Annotated in this window: 13 protein-coding genes and 3 pseudogenes; 7 read left to right on the plus strand and 9 right to left on the minus strand. The window is 65.8% G+C overall.

What is annotated here, in order from left to right:
* Positions 1 to 263 precede the first annotated feature (263 nt).
* Entirely contained in the window at positions 264 to 464 is a 201-nt protein-coding gene (locus ACFWAY_RS41105) for a DUF1634 domain-containing protein (protein ID WP_378514572.1), read from the minus strand.
* Positions 465 to 904: 440 nt separating this feature from the next.
* On the opposite strand from ACFWAY_RS41105, the pseudogene proY reads away from it, so the two are divergent.
* Positions 905 to 1177, plus strand: a pseudogene (gene proY, locus ACFWAY_RS41110) (proline-specific permease ProY); the annotation flags it as partial.
* Between the two features lie 18 nt (positions 1178 to 1195).
* On the opposite strand, the pseudogene ACFWAY_RS41115 reads toward proY, so the two are convergent.
* Positions 1196 to 1670: pseudogene (locus tag ACFWAY_RS41115) on the minus strand (prolyl aminopeptidase); the annotation flags it as partial.
* Between the two features lie 481 nt (positions 1671 to 2151).
* On the opposite strand from ACFWAY_RS41115, the gene ACFWAY_RS41120 reads away from it, so the two are divergent.
* Together ACFWAY_RS41120 and ACFWAY_RS41125 are read left to right on the plus strand one after the other, a co-directional pair.
* Positions 2152 to 3378 (plus strand): IS110 family transposase, encoded by a 1227-nt coding sequence (locus tag ACFWAY_RS41120; RefSeq protein WP_378514573.1) that lies wholly within the window; start codon positions 2152 to 2154, stop codon positions 3376 to 3378.
* 320 nt (positions 3379 to 3698) lie between these two features.
* Positions 3699 to 4259 (plus strand): IS5 family transposase, encoded by a 561-nt coding sequence (locus tag ACFWAY_RS41125; protein WP_378514574.1) that lies wholly within the window; start codon positions 3699 to 3701, stop codon positions 4257 to 4259.
* Between the two features lie 411 nt (positions 4260 to 4670).
* Here ACFWAY_RS41125 and ACFWAY_RS41130 read toward each other — a convergent pair whose 3' ends face one another.
* From ACFWAY_RS41130 to ACFWAY_RS41160, 7 genes and pseudogenes are all read right to left on the minus strand, one after another.
* Positions 4671 to 5732 (minus strand): aldose 1-epimerase family protein, encoded by a 1062-nt coding sequence (locus ACFWAY_RS41130; RefSeq protein WP_378458997.1) that lies wholly within the window; start codon positions 5730 to 5732, stop codon positions 4671 to 4673.
* Entirely contained in the window at positions 5729 to 7336 is a 1608-nt protein-coding gene (locus ACFWAY_RS41135) for an aldehyde dehydrogenase (NADP(+)) (protein WP_378514575.1), read from the minus strand. The genes ACFWAY_RS41130 and ACFWAY_RS41135 overlap by 4 nt, the downstream gene beginning before the upstream one ends.
* Positions 7257 to 8479: pseudogene (locus ACFWAY_RS41140) on the minus strand (mandelate racemase/muconate lactonizing enzyme family protein). Before ACFWAY_RS41140 ends, ACFWAY_RS41135 begins: the two are co-directional and overlap by 80 nt.
* Entirely contained in the window at positions 8431 to 8934 is a 504-nt protein-coding gene (locus tag ACFWAY_RS41145; protein WP_378458318.1) for a nuclear transport factor 2 family protein, read from the minus strand. The pseudogene ACFWAY_RS41140 and the gene ACFWAY_RS41145 overlap by 49 nt, the downstream one beginning before the upstream one ends.
* Positions 8931 to 9707 (minus strand): hypothetical protein, encoded by a 777-nt coding sequence (locus ACFWAY_RS41150; protein WP_378458317.1) that lies wholly within the window; start codon positions 9705 to 9707, stop codon positions 8931 to 8933. Before ACFWAY_RS41150 ends, ACFWAY_RS41145 begins: the two co-directional genes overlap by 4 nt.
* Positions 9708 to 9765: 58 nt before the next feature.
* The gene (locus tag ACFWAY_RS41155; protein WP_378458316.1) at positions 9766 to 10464 is read right to left on the minus strand and encodes an SDR family NAD(P)-dependent oxidoreductase; all 699 of its coding nucleotides are present in this window, start codon (positions 10462 to 10464) and stop codon (positions 9766 to 9768) included.
* Positions 10464 to 11375: an SDR family NAD(P)-dependent oxidoreductase gene (locus ACFWAY_RS41160; RefSeq protein ID WP_378458315.1), complete on the minus strand. Its 912-nt coding sequence runs from the start codon at positions 11373 to 11375 to the stop codon at positions 10464 to 10466. Before ACFWAY_RS41160 ends, ACFWAY_RS41155 begins: the two co-directional genes overlap by 1 nt.
* Before the next feature lie 296 nt (positions 11376 to 11671).
* Here ACFWAY_RS41160 and ACFWAY_RS41165 point away from each other — a divergent pair, with 296 nt between their 5' ends.
* The 4 genes from ACFWAY_RS41165 to ACFWAY_RS41180 all read left to right on the plus strand — a co-directional run bounded on the left by ACFWAY_RS41165 (position 11672) and on the right by ACFWAY_RS41180 (position 16720).
* Positions 11672 to 13051 carry an MFS transporter gene (locus ACFWAY_RS41165; RefSeq protein WP_378458314.1) on the plus strand — a complete coding sequence of 460 codons (1380 nt, stop codon included), beginning with the start codon at positions 11672 to 11674 and terminating at the stop codon, positions 13049 to 13051.
* Positions 13048 to 13917: a fumarylacetoacetate hydrolase family protein gene (locus tag ACFWAY_RS41170; RefSeq protein ID WP_378458313.1), complete on the plus strand. Its 870-nt coding sequence runs from the start codon at positions 13048 to 13050 to the stop codon at positions 13915 to 13917. The genes ACFWAY_RS41165 and ACFWAY_RS41170 overlap by 4 nt, the downstream gene beginning before the upstream one ends.
* Positions 13918 to 13957: 40 nt before the next feature.
* On the plus strand, positions 13958 to 14767 hold the full coding sequence (locus tag ACFWAY_RS41175; RefSeq protein ID WP_378458312.1) for an IclR family transcriptional regulator: 810 nt from the start codon (positions 13958 to 13960) through the stop codon (positions 14765 to 14767).
* A gap of 657 nt (positions 14768 to 15424) precedes the next feature.
* Positions 15425 to 16720, plus strand: a complete 1296-nt coding sequence (locus ACFWAY_RS41180) for an enolase C-terminal domain-like protein (protein ID WP_378458311.1) — start codon at positions 15425 to 15427, stop codon at positions 16718 to 16720.
* Positions 16721 to 16730: the final 10 nt, after the last annotated feature.

Below are 16730 nucleotides of genomic sequence, written 5' to 3' on the forward strand. Positions count from 1 at the left end.
GCAGGTCGGACGATCACCCACGCCCGTAACCAACTCGCTGACGCACAACGAAACTCACCACGGACACATCAGTCGATCGGTGGATTTAGGCTAAAGGGTGGTGTGGGGGCCTCCGACATCGCGAGCACCCGTCGACACCAGCCTCGGCTCGAAGCTGCCGCCGCAGCCGCCGGCAGTGTCCGGTGGCCGTAGCCGAACTACGGGGGCGGTACCTTCCTCGACGACCTTGTGAGCACCGTAACGTCGAGTGTCGCCAATTGCTGTCACAGAACACTTCCCGCGAGAACGTTCACCGCGACCACGACGAGAACGCCCACCGTCATGCCCGCGTACACCCAATCGAGCCGTCGGGCGAAGTGGTTGACGGCCAGGATCAGTCCGGCGACGGGTAGTGCCGTGAAGAGGAGTAGCCCGCAGGTGATCGCGGCGGCGGTCCACCGATTGGGCGCCGTGAACGCTGCCATCGTCCCGAATGCCGTTACAGCCGTGGCGATCGCGGTTCCCCACCGCCAAAGGCGCGCGAGCCGCGAATGCAAGGACCGATCCTCGCCTTCTGCACGCATCAGTGCACCCGACCGACCATACCGAAGGCGGCGAGGCCCATCGGGATTGCAACCATGACAAGAACCGCAAAGAACACCGCCCGCGTGATGGGTTCGCTCGAACCAGTATCTTTGCGCCGAGGACAGATCCTGCGACAGAACCGACAACGACCGGTGCCGCGAAGCCGAGGTCGACGTCGCCGCGAATCAGTGATCGACTCACCCGAGCGTTACGCGTTCAAAATCTTGTTCAGGTTGCGCGGTGACATCGCGTTCCCCCGTCTGACCCCGCGGAGCGCGACGATCAGCATGACATTATCGGTTGCTTCGGCTCAGTGTTCACGCTCATCCAGGTAGCGGTGATGATCGCGATCGGCGGGGCGATCGGCACCGGCCTGTTCTACGGCTCCGGTGGTGCGATCGCGCAGGCTGGACCCGCGTTGATCCTGTCCTACCTCGTCGCGGGCCTGGTCATCTTCGTGATCATGCGGGCACTGGGCGAGTTGCTGACGTACCGGCCGGTGTCCGGCAGCTTCGCCGAATACGCCCACGACTTCCTCGGCCGGTTCGCCTGGACATACTGGGCGGTGTGGGTGAGCACCTGCATGGCCGAGATCACCGTCGCCGGCAAGTACTAGGTACTGCTAGGACTTTCATGCCGGTGGGTGTGCGCAGGAGTTGATTGCAGCGATGAATTCGCCGGTGAAGCTGCCGCCGCCGTGACCGGCATCCTCGACGACGGCGAGCCGACTTCCCTCCCACCGACGAGACAGCTCCAACGCAGTGTCGAGAGGACCGGACACGTCGGACCGGCCGTGCACGAGCACCGCCGGAATCCCGGCCAGCACACTCATTTGCCTCGCGGAGCTGGTTCTGTGCGAGGAAGTGGTCGTTGCCCCACTAGTGAGTGACCAGGCGTGCGAACACCATCCGGAACGTGGAATCCCGATAGCGGGGCTGCGGTGCCCATCCCGGGACCAGGGAAACATGGGTGTCCTCCCACTCACGCCATCGCAACGCAGCGTTTTCGCGAACGGCGGAGTCGGGGTGCGCGAGCAGGCGGGCGTACGCGGCCGCCAGGTTCCCGTCACGTTCCGCGGCAGGGACCGGTTCGACGAACCGCTCCCACAGGTATGCGCCGCCGCCGTTGCTCCGGCAGGCCTGCTCATAGGCGGCCAGATGGGCAAGCTTGTCGGCGGCGGCGCTGAAGGCGTGTCGTGACTGCGGGCCGCCGGCGCGGGGATACGAAGGATCCATCCGGCCATGGTCCTCGACCGGAACCATGCTGGAAATCGTCATCGTCGGGTTGATCCGCATCTCGCCCTTCAGGCGGGGTTGCTGTGAACCGCTGGACTCAACTCACCCTAATGGGAGCTACCGGGTCCAGTCAGTAGGGCAGACTCGGTGCTGTAGCCCCGGCAGGTGAGCACTTACTTACCCTGAACTGGTCGAGTTCTGGTGTCAGACCGTGCCCCTGCCGGCGGTCGGGAGCGAACAACTTATGGGATGTCGTGCCCGCCACAACGATTGGCGTGAGCACTGGTCCATTAGGGCGCTGAGTCTCCCGCAGGCTGCTGACAACTCAACCCGGGGAGATTCAGGAGCATAAATGTTGTTCGTCGGAGACGACTGGGCCGAAGACCACCATGACGTGGAGGTGCAAGACGAGCAAGGGCGCACGCTGAAGGCGGCCAGAGTGCCCGAGGGCATCGACGGCATGGCACGTTTGCACGAGCTGATTGCCCGGTTCCTGCCGCAGGATTCCGATCCCGGGCAGGTGCTGGTGTGCATCGAGACCGATTGCGGCCCGTGGGTACGCGCGCTGGTCGCGGCGGGATACCAGGTGTACGGGGTCAACCCGAAACAGGCTGCGCGGCATCGTGAGCTGATGTCGTTGTCGGGGGCCAAGGACGATAAGGCCGATGCCCGCACGCTAGCCGACATGCTGCGGACCCGCCGCCATCAGCTGCGCCAGGTCGCTGGCGACTCCGACGAGGCCGAGGCGGTCAAGGTCGCCGCCCGCGCTCATCAGACGCTGATCTGGGAACGCACCCGGCACATGCTTCGATTGCGCACGGCACTGCGCGAATACTTCCCCGCCGCGCTCGAGGCGTACAAGCCACTCGGGCTCGCGGGCGCCGACACCCTCGAACTGCTGGCCAGGGCCACCGATCCCACCTCCGCGGCACGGCTGACGATCGGCCAGATCACCGCCGCACTCAAACGGGCAAGGCGCCGCGACGTGCCCACGAAAGCCGCGGCTATCCAGGCGGCGCTCCGCACCGAGCACCTGGGCCAAGCCGATATCGTGACCGGCGCCTATGCCGCATCGGTCCGCGCGACGGTCGCGGTGCTGCGCACCCTGGGCGAGCAGATCAAGGTCATGGAGGGCGAGGTCGGGGCGTGTTTTGGCCGGCACCCGGACGCTGAGATCTACCTCAGCCAACCCGGCATGGGCGGTATCACCGGCGCCCGGGTGCTCGCAGAATTCGGCGACGCCGACGGCCGTTACGCCGACGCCAAATCCCGCAAGAACTACGCAGGCACCGCACCGATCACCCGCCAATCCGGCAAGACCAAGACCGTCCACGCCCGGTTCATCCACAACGACCGCCTCGTCGATGCCCTGCACCTGCAGGCAGGCGCGGCGATCCTGCACGACGCCGCGGCACGCGCCTACTACGACGAGCTACGCGCCCGCGAGATCGACCACAACGCCGCCCTACGCCAACTCGGAAACCGGCTCGTCGGAATCCTGCACGGCTGCATCAAAACTAAAACCCCCTACAGCCAAGCCGCCGGATGGGCTCACCGCTACCAACACCTCATCGCTTGACATCCAAGCTCCAGGGATGTCTGACACGCAGGGTGGCGGGCGCGTGCCTCGCTGAGAACCCAGAAGTGGGCTTCTGGTTGGGTCGGAAACGACCAAATCCCCGCGCACACCAGGAGCCCACACCAGGAGCCCACAATGCCATCATCGCCGATCTCACCATGCCCGTCGTGTCCGCCCCACGCGGCGGGCGGACACGGTTGCGCGGTGTACTCGTCGCCGGTCACTGACGCAGAGTGGGCGACCTCGAACCACTGTTGCCTGCGCCGGGCGGCACGGCAGGCCGCAGCTGACGACCCGAGACGTATTGCCGCCGTGGGATAGTGGATGCCATCTTGTACATCGTGCGCGGTTGTATCGCGTGGCGACAACTGCCGGTGGAGTTCCCGCCGGCCGGGACGGTGTACGCGGTCTTCACCCGCTGGGCCCGCAGCGGCGCGTGGCAGCGCATCCTCGACACGCTGTGCGACCGGCTGCGAGTGCGGGCCGGACGGGACCGGTGCCCGACCGCGGCGATCATCGACTCGCAGACGGTGCCGGCCGCCGATACCGTGCCCCGATCGAGCCGCGGCTGGGATGGCGGCAAGAGAACGAACGGCGTTAAGCGGCACATTGCCGTGGATGTGAACGGCCTGCTGCTCGCCGTTGTCGTCACCGCCGCCTCGATCCAGGACCGCGACGCCGCGCACCGACTCCTGGCAGCACTGCGCGGCAGCTTCACCACCATTCGGCTGGTCTGGGCCGACGGCGGTTATCCCGGCCGGTTGCTCGTCTGGGCGAAAGACGTTCTTGCCCTTCCTATGCAGATCATCAAACGCAACCCCGGCGCCACCGGTTTCCACGTTCGGCCCCGCGTGTGGGTGGTCGAGAGAAGTTTCGCGTAGATCAACAAGCACCGCCGCTGCGTGCGCGACTACGAAACCAGACCCGACCATCACGGAGCCATGGTTCACATCGCGATGATCGCGACCATGACCAGGCGGCTCGCCCGAACCTGACGGTTTTCAAACGCACTCTCTGCGTTCGAGGGCGCCAAGGCTTCACCTCTTACACGCGATTGAAGTGACTTCAGTTTAGATGAGGATGCGCGAAGTGTGAAGGCTTCGGGAAAGCTCATTACAGCCGATTCTCGGCTCCAATGGTCCGACGGAGGGACACGTCCGAGACACTCGATGCGGTACGAGCACAGGCGCGTCCCTGCGAACATGGAGCAGGCGGCGGTAACGGACAGACCGCACGACTGAAGTCGGGATCAAGGCATCCGTTCTGTTCGTGTGGGCATGAACGACGTTTCCTTACTCCCGACTACCCGTTAGTTGCTGGCCCGACCAACCGAGCACGGTCGGTAGCTGACGTGGGAAGGATTCGACCCTGGTGACGACGGGCCGGTCCGTGACGTCTTCATTCTGCGTATCGGTTTCGTCTCGAGCAGGCGCCGCATGCGGTCCTACGGGCTTTGGTCGTGCACCGGGGCCAGGTGCCTTCCGGGACAGGGAGATGCGCAGACCGAACTCGCGTTCCTGCCCCGGACCGAGGTGGAGTTGGGCGGGTTTGCTGCGGTATTCGCCATCGAAATCGGCGGGTGACGGCAGCCCGAACCACGGTTCGATACACAGCAGATCGGTGTCGTCGGGTGGAGACCAGATGGCCAGCTGCTCGAACCCGCTCCAGGACAGGGTCAAACCCTCGCCGTCATCGGATTGGTAGCGCACCGCGGTGCTCGACAACTGGTCCAAGATCACCGCACCGTCCCGGAACAGGCCCGGATGCAGAGGTAACGATGATCCCTGAACGGGATTCGGCTGGTCGTCGGCGCGCAGCAGGACGTTGTCGACGCGGCGCACCGGCGCGGATTCGAGGTCGCTGAACTCGAGCCGGTAGCTTCCCTTGGCGTCCCCGTCGTGGAGTGGCCACCGGAAGGCCGGGTGCACACCGATCGACGCCGGCAGCGTCGCCTCGCTGCTCGGGTTACCGATCCGGTAGGTGACCGAAAGCTCGTCACCGCCCAGGTCAAATTGAACGTCGAGCACGAACGAGAACGGGAAGTACCGGTCCGTCCGGGCGGTGTCGGTGAGCCGGAAATGCGCCGACGTCGCACTGACCGCGACCCGAGCGAACTCCACGTCCCGGGCGAAGCCGTGTTGCGGCATCGGGTACCGCATCCCGTTGTGCACGAGGATGTCATCCGCCATCCGGCCGATCACGGGAAAGAGCACCGGGGCGTGACGAGGCCACTCCGGCCCCGCCTGCCACAACATTTCCAGGTCCGCAGCGTTGCGCAGCGAACACAGCTCGGCCCCGACAGGATTGACCGCGGCCGTGAGTCGGCCGTTTCTCAACAGGGTGCGGTCGGTCATGACCGGTTCGGAACGATGAGCCGGCCGTCCACGCGACGAGGGATCGCGGCGTACGACTCCCGCAGTTCCTCCGGCAAGGCGAACTCGGGAGCGTTCTGCCAGGTCACCGGGCGCAGGAACCGACGGATGGCGGTGGTGCCGACCGAGGTGTGCAGGGTGTTCGTCGCCGGCCACGGCCCGCCGTGGGTTTGCGCCCAGGAGACCAGGACGCCCGTCGGGTAGCCGTTGTAGAGCACTCGTCCGGCCTTGGCCCGCAGGATTCCGGTCAGCTCCGACACCCGGTCAACCTCGTCGTCTTCGGCGTGGATGGTTCCGGTGAGCGATGACGGGAGTTCGTCTATCGCGGCGCGGAGCTCGTCGTCGCTGTTGTAGCGGGCGATGATGGTCATCGGGCCGAAGCATTCTCCGGTCGCCTGCGGGGTCAGGTCGGCAGCGGTGATGCTCAGCAGCAAAGGGGTGACGGCAAACCCCTCCTCGGCGGGCTTGCCGCCGCGGGCGAGCACCGAGACCGCTCCCAGTCCTTCGGCGCGGCCGCTGATTTCGCCGAACGAGGTGAAGATGCGCTCGTTGAGCAGCACCGGTGCATCGGTGTCACCCACGGCCTCGGCCGCGGCGGCGGCGAGGGCGTCACCGGCGTCGCCGGCGGGAACGAACACCAACCCGGGCTTGGTGCAGAGCTGTCCGGCCGAGACGGTGAACGAGTCCGCGAGACCGGTGCCGATCGCCGGACCCCGCGCTGCCGCTGCGCCGGGAGTGACGACGACCGGGTTCAGGCTCGACAGTTCACCGTAGAACGGGATCGGCTCGTCTCGGCGACCGATGATGTCCAGCAGTGCCTGTCCACCGCCCAATGATCCGGTGAAGCCGACGGCCTTGATATGCGGGTCCGCGACGAGGGCTCCGCCGGCGGCCTGCCCGAACACGATACTCAACACACCGTCGGGGGTACCGAGGCGTAGGGCGGCGGCGACCATCGCCTCGAACGCCGCGAGGGAGGTGGCCGGGTGCGAGCTGTGCGCCTTGACCACCACGGGGTTACCGGCGGCCAGCGCGGACACGGTGTCTCCGCCCGGTACCGAGAAGGCGAGCGGGAAGTTGCTGGCCCCGAACACCGCGACCGGCCCGATCGGCACGAGAAGCCGGCGCAGGTCCGGCCCCGGCCCCATCGGGGTGTCCGCGGCGTGGTCGATGGCCGCTTCGAGGTAGCTGCCCTCATCGAGGACGTCGGCGAACAGCCGTGCCTGGTACACGGTGCGGGTGAGTTCGCCGTTCAACCTGGTAGGGCCGAGGGCCGTCTCCCGGTCCGCGGTCTCGACGATCAGGTGGCGGCGGGCGGCGAATTCGTCGGCGATCGCGCGCAGCAGTGCGGCCCGAAACCCACGCCCTGCCTGCTCGAACTGGGGTGCCGCGTCGGCGGCGGCCCAGGCGATCCGGGTGACCTCCGCGGTGGTCGTTTCGTCGATGACATTGGTGGTCGTCCCCGTTCGGGGATCGGTGCCTGCGATGGCGGTCACGGTGCTCCTTCTAGCGTTGACTGATGCGGGTATCGACGCGATAGTCGTCGAGCGCTGTCTTGCGAATGAAGTCTTCGTTGACTTCGACACCGAGGCCGGGCCCGCCCGGCACGGCGACTCGTCCGTCGAGGGTTCGGATGGGTTCGGTGAGGACGCCCTCGCGCAGGGGGTTGTGACCTCGGTCGAACTCGAGGTAGTGCACGGGGGCGCCGGTCCGACCGAACGGTGCGTTCGGCAGGGTCGACAGCAGTTGCAGCGTCGCGGCCTGTGACAACCCCGTCCCCCAGCAGTGCGGTGAGACGCGAAGGTTCCATGCGGTCGCGTTCTGTGCGATCGCCTTGGCCTCGGTGAAGCCGCCGCATTTGGTGACATCCGGTTGCACGATGTCCACTCGGCGCTGCGCGATGACATCCCGGAACCCGAAGCGCGTGTAAGCGATTCACCTGCGGCGATCGGAACCCCGAGGCGGCGCACGAGTTCCCAGCCGGTGTGATCGTCCGGTGGCAGCGGCTCCTCGACCCAGTACAGGTCGAGGTCGACGATGCCCGCCAGCGACCGTGTCACGACATCGACGGTGGCATTGGCGTTGTAGTCCACCATGACAGTGCCCTTGTCGCCGAGGACCTCACGGGTGATCCGGGCTCGCTCCCGGTCCTCGGCCAGCCCCGATCCGATCTTGACCTTCGCGGCGGTGAAGCCCTCGGCGGCGACCTGCTGAATCTGGTCGCGGAACAGTCCCGGATCCCTTGTGGCAGTCATGTATCCGGTGGATGCGTAGGCGGGGACACTGTCGCGGACGACCCCGCCGAGCAGCCGGCCCACCGGAACACCGAAGGCCCGGGCCTGTGCATCCCACAGGGCGATGTCGAGTCCGGAGAGGGCGGCGACGTGCAGACCGCCGGAGGTGAACTGGTACCCGGCCGAGAGCGCATCGAGCAGGAACGATTCACGGGCGTCGACCGGGCGCCCGACGAGGGTGCGGGCGTAGGCGTCCAGGTGCGGCGCGGTCAGCCTGGGCGGGCCGAAGCTCTCCCCCCACCCGACGACCCCGTCGGAGGTAGTGATTTTCACGATCGTGCACACCCGCGCCGGCAGCAGCACCTTCGAGGCGCCGTAGCCACCGTCGGGCAGCACGGCCTCGAGGGGGAAGGTCTCGACCCGGTCGACCGTCGGGCGGTCGGGGCTCATCGGGCGGCGTACTCGGCGTCGGGATGCGGCCGCTCGACCGGGCATTGCAGGTGATAGCCCTGCGCTGCGTAGTCGTAACCCTGCAGTTCCACCTTCTCACGGCCGTCCGGTGCCGAGGCGTAGAAGGCGCGGATCTCGGTGATCAGACCGGTTTCGGGGTCGAACTTGTACCATTCGTCGCCGCGGAGGAATCCGCCCGGACGCGTCTTGTAGTGGGTCCATTCGATCACGGCCTGCAGGGATTCGGGTTCTGCGATCAACCGGTCGATCGTCCAGGCCGATCCGATGGTGAGGGTCAGTCGTCGCCAGTTCTCGGCGATGGTGCGGTTTCCTACCCAGGGTCCGTCCAGGCCGGGTGGGAAGTAGTGCACCGCCTCGGGTGCGAACGTGGCGGCCATCTTTTCCACGTCTGCCTCGTTGCAGCCGTCGAAGTATGTCCGGATGGTCGATTCCATCTGCTTGCGCTGGATGTCGCGGTCCAGGTGGGTGAAGGCGGTCACCGCAGTACTCCATCCGTGGCGATCTGTCTGTTCGACGCGGCGTTCTGGGCGGCCTTCCACTGCCGGTATTCGCCCTTGGTCTTTTCGCTCGGTGGGTAGAGTCCGCCGAGCAGCGGCTCGCCCTGACGTGCGCGGGTGTGCAGATAGGCCTCGAGTTCTTCCTGTTCGAGGGCTTCGTCGACGATTTCGGGGGCAAGGTGGCGGGGGATGACGATGACGCCGTCGCGGTCGCCGACGAGGAGATCGCCCGGGTAGACGGCGACGCCGGCGCAGCCGATCGGCACCTGCAAGTCTGCGACGTGGAAGTTCGACAGCCTGGAGGTGGAGGTTATGGCCCGGCTGTAGGTCGGGATCGGAATGTCCTTGATGACGTAGCCGTCGCGGAACGCGCCGTCGGTGATGACGGCGGCGGCCTTCTTGTGCATTGCACGGGTGACGAGCATGTCGCCCGCCGACGCGGCATTGATGTCACTGCGGCTGTCGATGACCAGCACCTGACCTTTCTCGAGTGCTTCCACGCCCTTCCACTGAAGGTTGTCGGCGCCATAGAGACCTTCGAGGGTGTCGATGTCTTCGCGGGCGGGGATGAAGCGCATCGTGCACGCTTCGCCGACGAACCCGTCTATGTCCGGGTTCAGGGGGCTCACCCCCACCAAGTACTGCTGACGCAGCCCGACGGCGAACAACCGGGTCGCCAGGGTGGCGGTACTGATTCTGCGGTACTTGTCGAGCATCGCGGGGTCGAGTCGCTCAGGGTTTCGATCACTGGTCACGGGTCGTGCCTTTCTCGAGATTGGTTCGGAGGGAAGGGGAATGGTCGTAGTGGTGGATTCACGGGTGTCCGCGCCCGTGGAGCCGGTGTCGACCACGTGCCCGGATGCGTTTCTGCAGCAAATCGAGTGCCATGGCGGTAGTCAGCTGTGGGTCGGTGTTCGCCCCCGCTCGTACTGCGTTGACACAGATGTTGTTACGCATCAGATCGTCTGCGACACCGCGGGTGAAGGCACCGACGATTGCCCGCAGGAAATGGTGCGCGTGGTCCGATCGCGCCGCTTCGTTCTCGCCGAACACGGTCACCACAGCGCCGCGTCGGCGGGCCTGCTTCAGCGTGCGAGCCACTCTGTGGCTGATCAGGTGGAGAACGAGGAGATTGTCTTGGGTGAATCGTCGCCAGTCCTGTGAGCGCACTTCCAGGAATGGGCGAGTGGCGGATTCCGGTCCGGGTAACGACGCGTTGTTTACGAGCAGGTCGATCGGGCCGCGTTCTTCGATCCGGTTGAACGCCTGATCGACTTCGGATTCGACGGTCAGGTCCGACCCCACGGCCAGAGCACTGCCACCGTCGTCGGTGATGGTCTGCACCGTCTCGTCCACGTGTGCGGGTGAGTAGCCCTGGACGGCAACGGTGATGCCGTCTCGGGCCAACGCACACGCGATGTCCCGGCTCAACACGGATTCGGCGCCGGTAACCAGCGCGGTCTTTCGTTGGACCGCCCGCGGCTGCACAGGAGTACGCAGATCGACCGACATCAGTGATGCGCCAGATCGTTCTGCAAGCGCGGCGGGAAGTTCGTCAACGTCGACGGACTTGCGACCACGCCAGGTTCGACCTGGGGTGCGCGTGCCTGCACCGACATGCCCCCGTCGACGTTGAAGACCTGTCCGGTGACGTACGCGGATTCTTTCGACGTCAGGTACAGCACGGCACTGGCCACATCGTCGATCGATCCAGGACGACCCATCGGGATCTGGCTGCTTCGCACGTCGTCGACGCTGTCGGCGGCGTCCCAGTTCATCTGTTCGCTGTCGACGGCGATCGATCCGGGCCGGACACAGTTGGAACGAATCCCCCAGGGCGCCAGGTCCACCGCGACGGCCCGAGTGAACGATTCCATCGCGCCCTTCACCGAGTCGTAGGGGATGTGTTGGCGGTGCGCTCGGGCGGCTCCGTGGGAGCTGATATTGACGATGGTTCCTTGCCGTCCGGCCGACGCCAGGCTCCGCGCGGCGCGCTGAGCGCAGGCGAAGAACATGGTGGTGTTCGCGGCGACGAATCGCTGCCAATCGGCCGGATCCACCGAGAGGAACGGCTCGAAACTGGTTTCCCCGACCCTGGCGTACGCGTTGTTGACGAGAGCATCGACAAGACCCAGATGCCGCTCCACCTCGTCGAAGACCTGGTCGACGCCCTCGATGGACGACAGGTCGCCGACCGCAGCGAAGGCGCGACCACCGGCGGCGACGATGGCTTCAGCAACCCGCGTGGCAGAGGCCAGGTTGATGTCGGCCACCGCCACCGCCGCGCCTTCGGAGGCGAACCGTCTGGCAATGGCTTCGCCGATGTTGTGGCCGGCACCGGAGACCAAGGCGACCCGTCCCGCGAGTTGCCCATAGCCGGTATCGGATGTCGGAGCGCGCCATCCCGGTTGCTTCCTGGTCACTTGATCCTCGCTTCCACCCCCACCGGGGTGTCCTGCTGGTTAGTACCTCGTCCTAGTGGTTGAGGTCGGAATTGTGGTGTAGACCACTATGCGCTAATGTTTCCACCATCCAAGTCCCATTCAATACGATAGCCTCCCATTGATTGGGACGCAAGGCAGAGGTTACACCCACCGAGAGCGGCACAGACCACAGACTTCGCATCTTCTCTCGGCTGTCGGCCAGACACACCGAGAGCACAGCGCGGATCCACCGCCCCTCTCGCCCTATCCATTTCGTTACGCTGGGAGGCGAAACCATGACGACACATTCCACGGAGGCCCCGACGCAGGGGCAGCCCCGGCAGAAGAATTTCCGCAAGACGATCCTGGTCATGCTCACCGCCGCAATGGTGATCAATTACATGGACCGTTCGGCACTCGCCGTCGCAATGCCCTTCATCACCGAGGACTTCCACCTCACCGATGTCGAGAAGGGCCTGATCTTCAGTAGCTTCTCGGTCGGATACGCACTGTTCAACTTCCTCGGCGGAGTCCTCTCCGACAAGTTCGGCGCGAAGAAGGTCTTCGTCTGGGCAATGGTGTTCTGGTCCGTGATGTGCGGACTGACGGCAGGGGCGTTCAACTTCTGGACCCTCTTGATCGCCCGCGCCCTGTTCGGTATCGGTGAAGGCCCCATCTCCACGACCGCCAACAAGATGGTCAACAACTGGTTCCCGCTACGGGAGCGAGCTCGATCCGTCGGCATCAACCAGGCCGGCGGCCCGCTCGGCGGCGCACTGTCCGGTCCGGTCGTCGGGTTCCTGGCCCTGACATTCGGTTGGCGAGTCGCCTTCATCCTCATCGCCCTGATCGGCCTGACCTGGGCGCTGATCTGGCGTCTGGTCGCCACCGACAATCCCCGCGACAACAAGCGCGTCAGCGACCGTGAGATCGCCGAAATCGACGAAACCGACGCCGTCGAGGAAACCGCCGTCGAACAGACCGCCACAGGTGAGAAGCCGTCAATGTGGAAGGCCATTCTCCAGCCGGCGATCCTTGCGACCGCCCTGTCGTTGTTCTGCTACAACTACATCCTGTTCTTCTTCCTGACCTGGTTCCCGGTCTACCTCGTCGACGCCCAGGGTGTGAGCCTGCGCGACATGTCCATCGTCACCGCAATTCCGTGGATCATCGGCGCCGCCGGATACCTCGGCGGCGGCTACCTGATCGACTACATCTTCACCCACACCGGCAAGCAGTTCTTCTCCCGCAAGGTCGTCCTCGTCACCTGCTTGATCACCAGCGCCCTCTGCGTCGGAGTGACCAGCACGGCGAGCACCGCGACCAGCGCTGTCATTCTCATGACCATCGCTGTCGGATTCCTGATGCTCGCGGCCCCCGCATACTGGACCCTCATCCAGGACGCCGCACCGAAGGAATACGTCGGCAGCGCCGGCGGTCTCATGCACGGCCTGGCGAACATCTCCGGAATCATCGCACCGACGGTGACCGGGTTCATCGTCGCTACCAGCAGCTACAGTGGCGCCTTCGTCCTGGCAGGGGCCCTCGGTGTCCTCGGTGCCATGATCGTGTGGATCTTCGTCCGCCACCAGAAGGCCCACGGTGTGGACGTCCCCGTCGCGCAGAACCCCTCCGGCATCGCATCCGGAAACTCGAGCACAGGTGCCACCAAATGAGGTACGCGACAATCGAACACGACGGCCGCCCCCTCCTGGCACGGCAGCGAGGAGCGGGGTGGCAGACCCCGTCGGCCGCGGACGCATCGATCCTCGATGTCATCCGTGATGCGTCCGCCGTCGAGTTCGACGGCCCGACCCTCGAGGCACAGCATGCACGGGTCGTCATGCCCTACCGTCCGCCCACCATCTTCGGCATCGGGCTGAACTACCACGACACGGTGCGCGAGATGAACTGGGACATCCCCACCACGCCGTACCTGTTCCCGAAACTGTCGTCGAGCTCCACCGGCCCATCCGAGGTGATCGTGGTCGACGAGACGGTCACCACCCGCGCCGACTGGGAAGGCGAACTCGCCGTCATCATCGGTGCCAGCTGTCGCAATGTTGCGCCCGAGAGCGCTCTCGACGTCGTGTTCGGCTACACTGCCGCCAACGACATCTCCGCGCGCGATCTCCAAGCCGAGGACGGGCAATGGGTCCGGGGCAAAGGCCTGGACACCTTCTGCCCACTCGGACCGGTGGTCGTCACCAAGGACGAGATACCCGATCCGCAGAACCTCCGAATCCGAACCTGGCTCAACGGAGGCGTCGTGCAGGACGGGAACACCGCGGACATGATCTTTCCCATCGCGGACCTGGTCAGCTACTGCTCGAGGTACTTCACCCTCTCCCCCGGCGATGTCATCTTGACCGGAACCCCTGCCGGGTGCGGCGACTTCCGCACACCCCGGTTGGCCCTGCACCCGGGCGATACGGTGGACGTGGAGGTCGAGTCCATCGGCCGACTGTCGAACCCCGTCGTCGCCCCGACACCGGGGCAGCTGAGCCTCCACACACCAGCAGATTCCCTGTATTCTCGTTGAGTGGGATGCTATCCCTTTCAATGAGTTGAAGGAGTGCGTGATGGGTCTGGACGTGGTCGCCGTACCGACAGAAACTGCCACCCCACTGCTAGGCCCTGGAGCAGGCGCTCTCGACCGGGGTCTGGCCATCCTCTCGCACCTGTCTCGGGTTCGCTCCTGCACCACGCCGGAGCTTGCCGACGCGTTGGGGCTGAGCCGTAGCACGACCTATCGATTGGTCGAACGCCTCCGCGACAGCGGATGGCTCGTCGACGACCAGTCAGGGCATCTGCGGCTCGGCCCCGCCGCCGCCCGCCTGGCCTCGGCTGCCGTCGCGTCCACCAACCTCAAGGACGTCGCGGTACCCGCGTTGCACGAACTCCTCACCGCCACACAGGAAACCGTGAGCCTGGCGGTGCCGAACGAACTGACCATGGTGTTCGTCCACCGCGAACGCGGCCCCCGCCCGGTGGGCGTCTCCGCCGAACTCGGGACATCCCGCCCGCTTCACTGCACCTCCGTCGGCCGGGCATACCTCGCAGCCCTGCCGAGCGAGCAGTGCGAGAACGTACTCGACGCGCTCGTCCGCTCGCCTCTGTCCCCGGTGGAAGAATCCAGCATCGGCTCGCTGCGCGAGGAGATCGCACGAACTCGGCAGCGCGGATGGTCCCAAGATTTACGGGAATTCGATCAGTCGAGCTGCTGCTGCGGGGCGGCCATCTTTGATCACACCGGCCAGCCGATCGCCGCAATCAGCGTGGCCGGAGTAGCCGAACGAATGGAGGGATCGCTGGGCGACATCGGCCCGCTCGTCCAGAAGTCAGCGGCCACAATCTCTGCTTCCCTCGGGTACGTCGAGCCCCTCGAATAGAACCGACGAAACCGACTGTCGCAGTTCGGTTTGGAGCCCGGCGAGGCGGGAGCAGGATGGGCGTGACAACACGAGAAAAGGAACGACCGTCAGCACACCCGGTTGGCGCAGCGGCGGGATCGGCAGCCGCCGCGTGGAACCTTTCCGCCGTTCGGCCATCCTCGACGGCGACGCGGGCGGCACCATCTGCAGAACCGGAGTGTCGCACTCGCATTCTTAGAAGGACCACCGCCGCATTGTCGGGTCCTGCGGTCTCAACCTCGGTGTCGAGTCTCGTGTGACGACATCGAGGAGGTTCCTCCGGCTGGTCACATGGCGGGATTCACCCGCGGCGGTGCCGCCCGTGGAGTTGTGGGACGGCACCTCGGCCGTTCCCGGGCGAATTGACGGACGACTGACCCTCCCGAAAAACGAGTGACCACCCTCCTCGGCGAGCGGTACGCGCACGACGCGCACCGCTCGTCGTGCTGCGCTATTTTCCCTGGTAGAGGGCAGGAGCCCTTTCCGTGAAGTGTCATTTGGGGCTTGTCTTGTGCCCTGAATCACTGCTAAGTTGAGACACAGACCCACTGAATGAGACACGGCCTCATTTATTAAGACAGCATGTTTGGCGGATCATCCGCCTGTACCGACTGAAGACGAGAGGTCACCGAGACCATGACCGCAGCCCCCGCCATTACCGACGTCCGCCTCACCCCGATCCTCATCGCGGACGCACCGCTCCTGAACGTCGCCGGCGTCCACCAGCCCTACGCCTCGCGTCTGATCGTCGAGATCGTCACCGACTCCGGCGTGACCGGTCTCGGTGAGACCTACGGTGACGCCGCCTACCTGGAGCTGGCCGGCAAGCTCGCTCAGCAGCTGATCGGCCACCGCGTCGACCAGATCAACGCGATCCTGCAGATCGGCCGCCACCCGGTGAACAACCGCGTCGTCGATCCCAACCCGGACGCGAGCGGCTACCGCGGCCTGCTCACCACCGAGAAGCAGCGCCTGAGTGTGATCTCCGCCTTCGAGGGCGCGACGCTGGATGCGTGGGGCAAGGTGCTCGGCGTGCCGGTCTACGACCTGCTCGGCGGCAAGGTCCGTGACCGCGTCGAGTACAGCGGCTACATGTTCTACAAGTGGGGCGCACACCCCGACTGGTACGACGACGCGCCGACCGACGAGTGGGGCGAGGTCGTCGACCCGGACGGTGTCGTGGCGTTGGGCCGGAAGTTCTTCGAGCACGGCGGCTTCCGCTCCTTCAAGCTCAAGGGCGGCGCGTTCCCCGCACCGGAGGAGGCCGAGGCAATCAAGGCGCTCCGCCAGGCTTTCCCGGAGCACCCGCTGCGCCTGGACCCCAACGGGGCATGGTCGCTCGACACCGCGCTCGCGGTGGCCGAGGACCTCACCGGCGTCGTCGAGTACCTCGAAGATCCCACCTTCAGACTCGAGGACATGGCCGAGGTACACCGCCGCACCGGCATGACGCTGGCGACGAACATGATCGTCACCGCCACCGAGGAGATCGCTCCGGCCTTCGCCGCAGACGCCGTCCAGGTCGTGCTCTCCGACCACCACTTCTGGGGCGGGCTGCTGGCCACCCGCGACCTCGCCGCGGTGTGCCGGGCGCACGGTAAGGCGGTGTCGATGCACTCGAACACCCACCTCGGCATCTCGCTCGCCACCATGACCCACGTCGCGGCCACCGTCCCCGACCTCGAATACGCGTGCGACACCCACTACCCGTGGCAGGCGGCGCACGACATCATCACCGAACCGTTCACGTTCACCGACGGCTGCGTCGAACTCACCGACAAGCCCGGACTCGGTATCGAACTCGACCGCGACAAACTCGCCCAGCAGCACGAGCGCTTCCAGAAGATGCCCCAGTTCCGCGACCGGGACGACATCGGCGCGATGCGCATGGTGCACCCCGATTACCAGCGGCCCACCATGCCCAAGTTCTAGAGGGACATCA

The organism is Rhodococcus sp. NPDC059968, assembly GCF_042738615.1.
Classification (GTDB): Bacteria; Actinomycetota; Actinomycetes; order Mycobacteriales; family Mycobacteriaceae; genus Rhodococcus_F.

Bases quoted from the DNA above. Each gene is read 5' to 3' on its own strand.
- ACFWAY_RS41105 (WP_378514572.1), bottom strand. From the start codon at position 464: ATGGCAGCGTTCACGGCGCCCAATCGGTGGACCGCCGCCGCGATCACC.
- ACFWAY_RS41120 (WP_378514573.1), top strand. From the start codon at position 2,152: ATGTTGTTCGTCGGAGACGACTGGGCCGAAGACCACCATGACGTGGAG.
- ACFWAY_RS41130 (WP_378458997.1), bottom strand. From the start codon at position 5,732: ATGACCGACCGCACCCTGTTGAGAAACGGCCGACTCACGGCCGCGGTC.
- ACFWAY_RS41155 (WP_378458316.1), bottom strand. From the start codon at position 10,464: ATGTCGGTCGATCTGCGTACTCCTGTGCAGCCGCGGGCGGTCCAACGA.
- ACFWAY_RS41165 (WP_378458314.1), top strand. From the start codon at position 11,672: ATGACGACACATTCCACGGAGGCCCCGACGCAGGGGCAGCCCCGGCAG.
- ACFWAY_RS41170 (WP_378458313.1), top strand. From the start codon at position 13,048: ATGAGGTACGCGACAATCGAACACGACGGCCGCCCCCTCCTGGCACGG.
- ACFWAY_RS41175 (WP_378458312.1), top strand. From the start codon at position 13,958: ATGGGTCTGGACGTGGTCGCCGTACCGACAGAAACTGCCACCCCACTG.
- ACFWAY_RS41180 (WP_378458311.1), top strand. From the start codon at position 15,425: ATGACCGCAGCCCCCGCCATTACCGACGTCCGCCTCACCCCGATCCTC.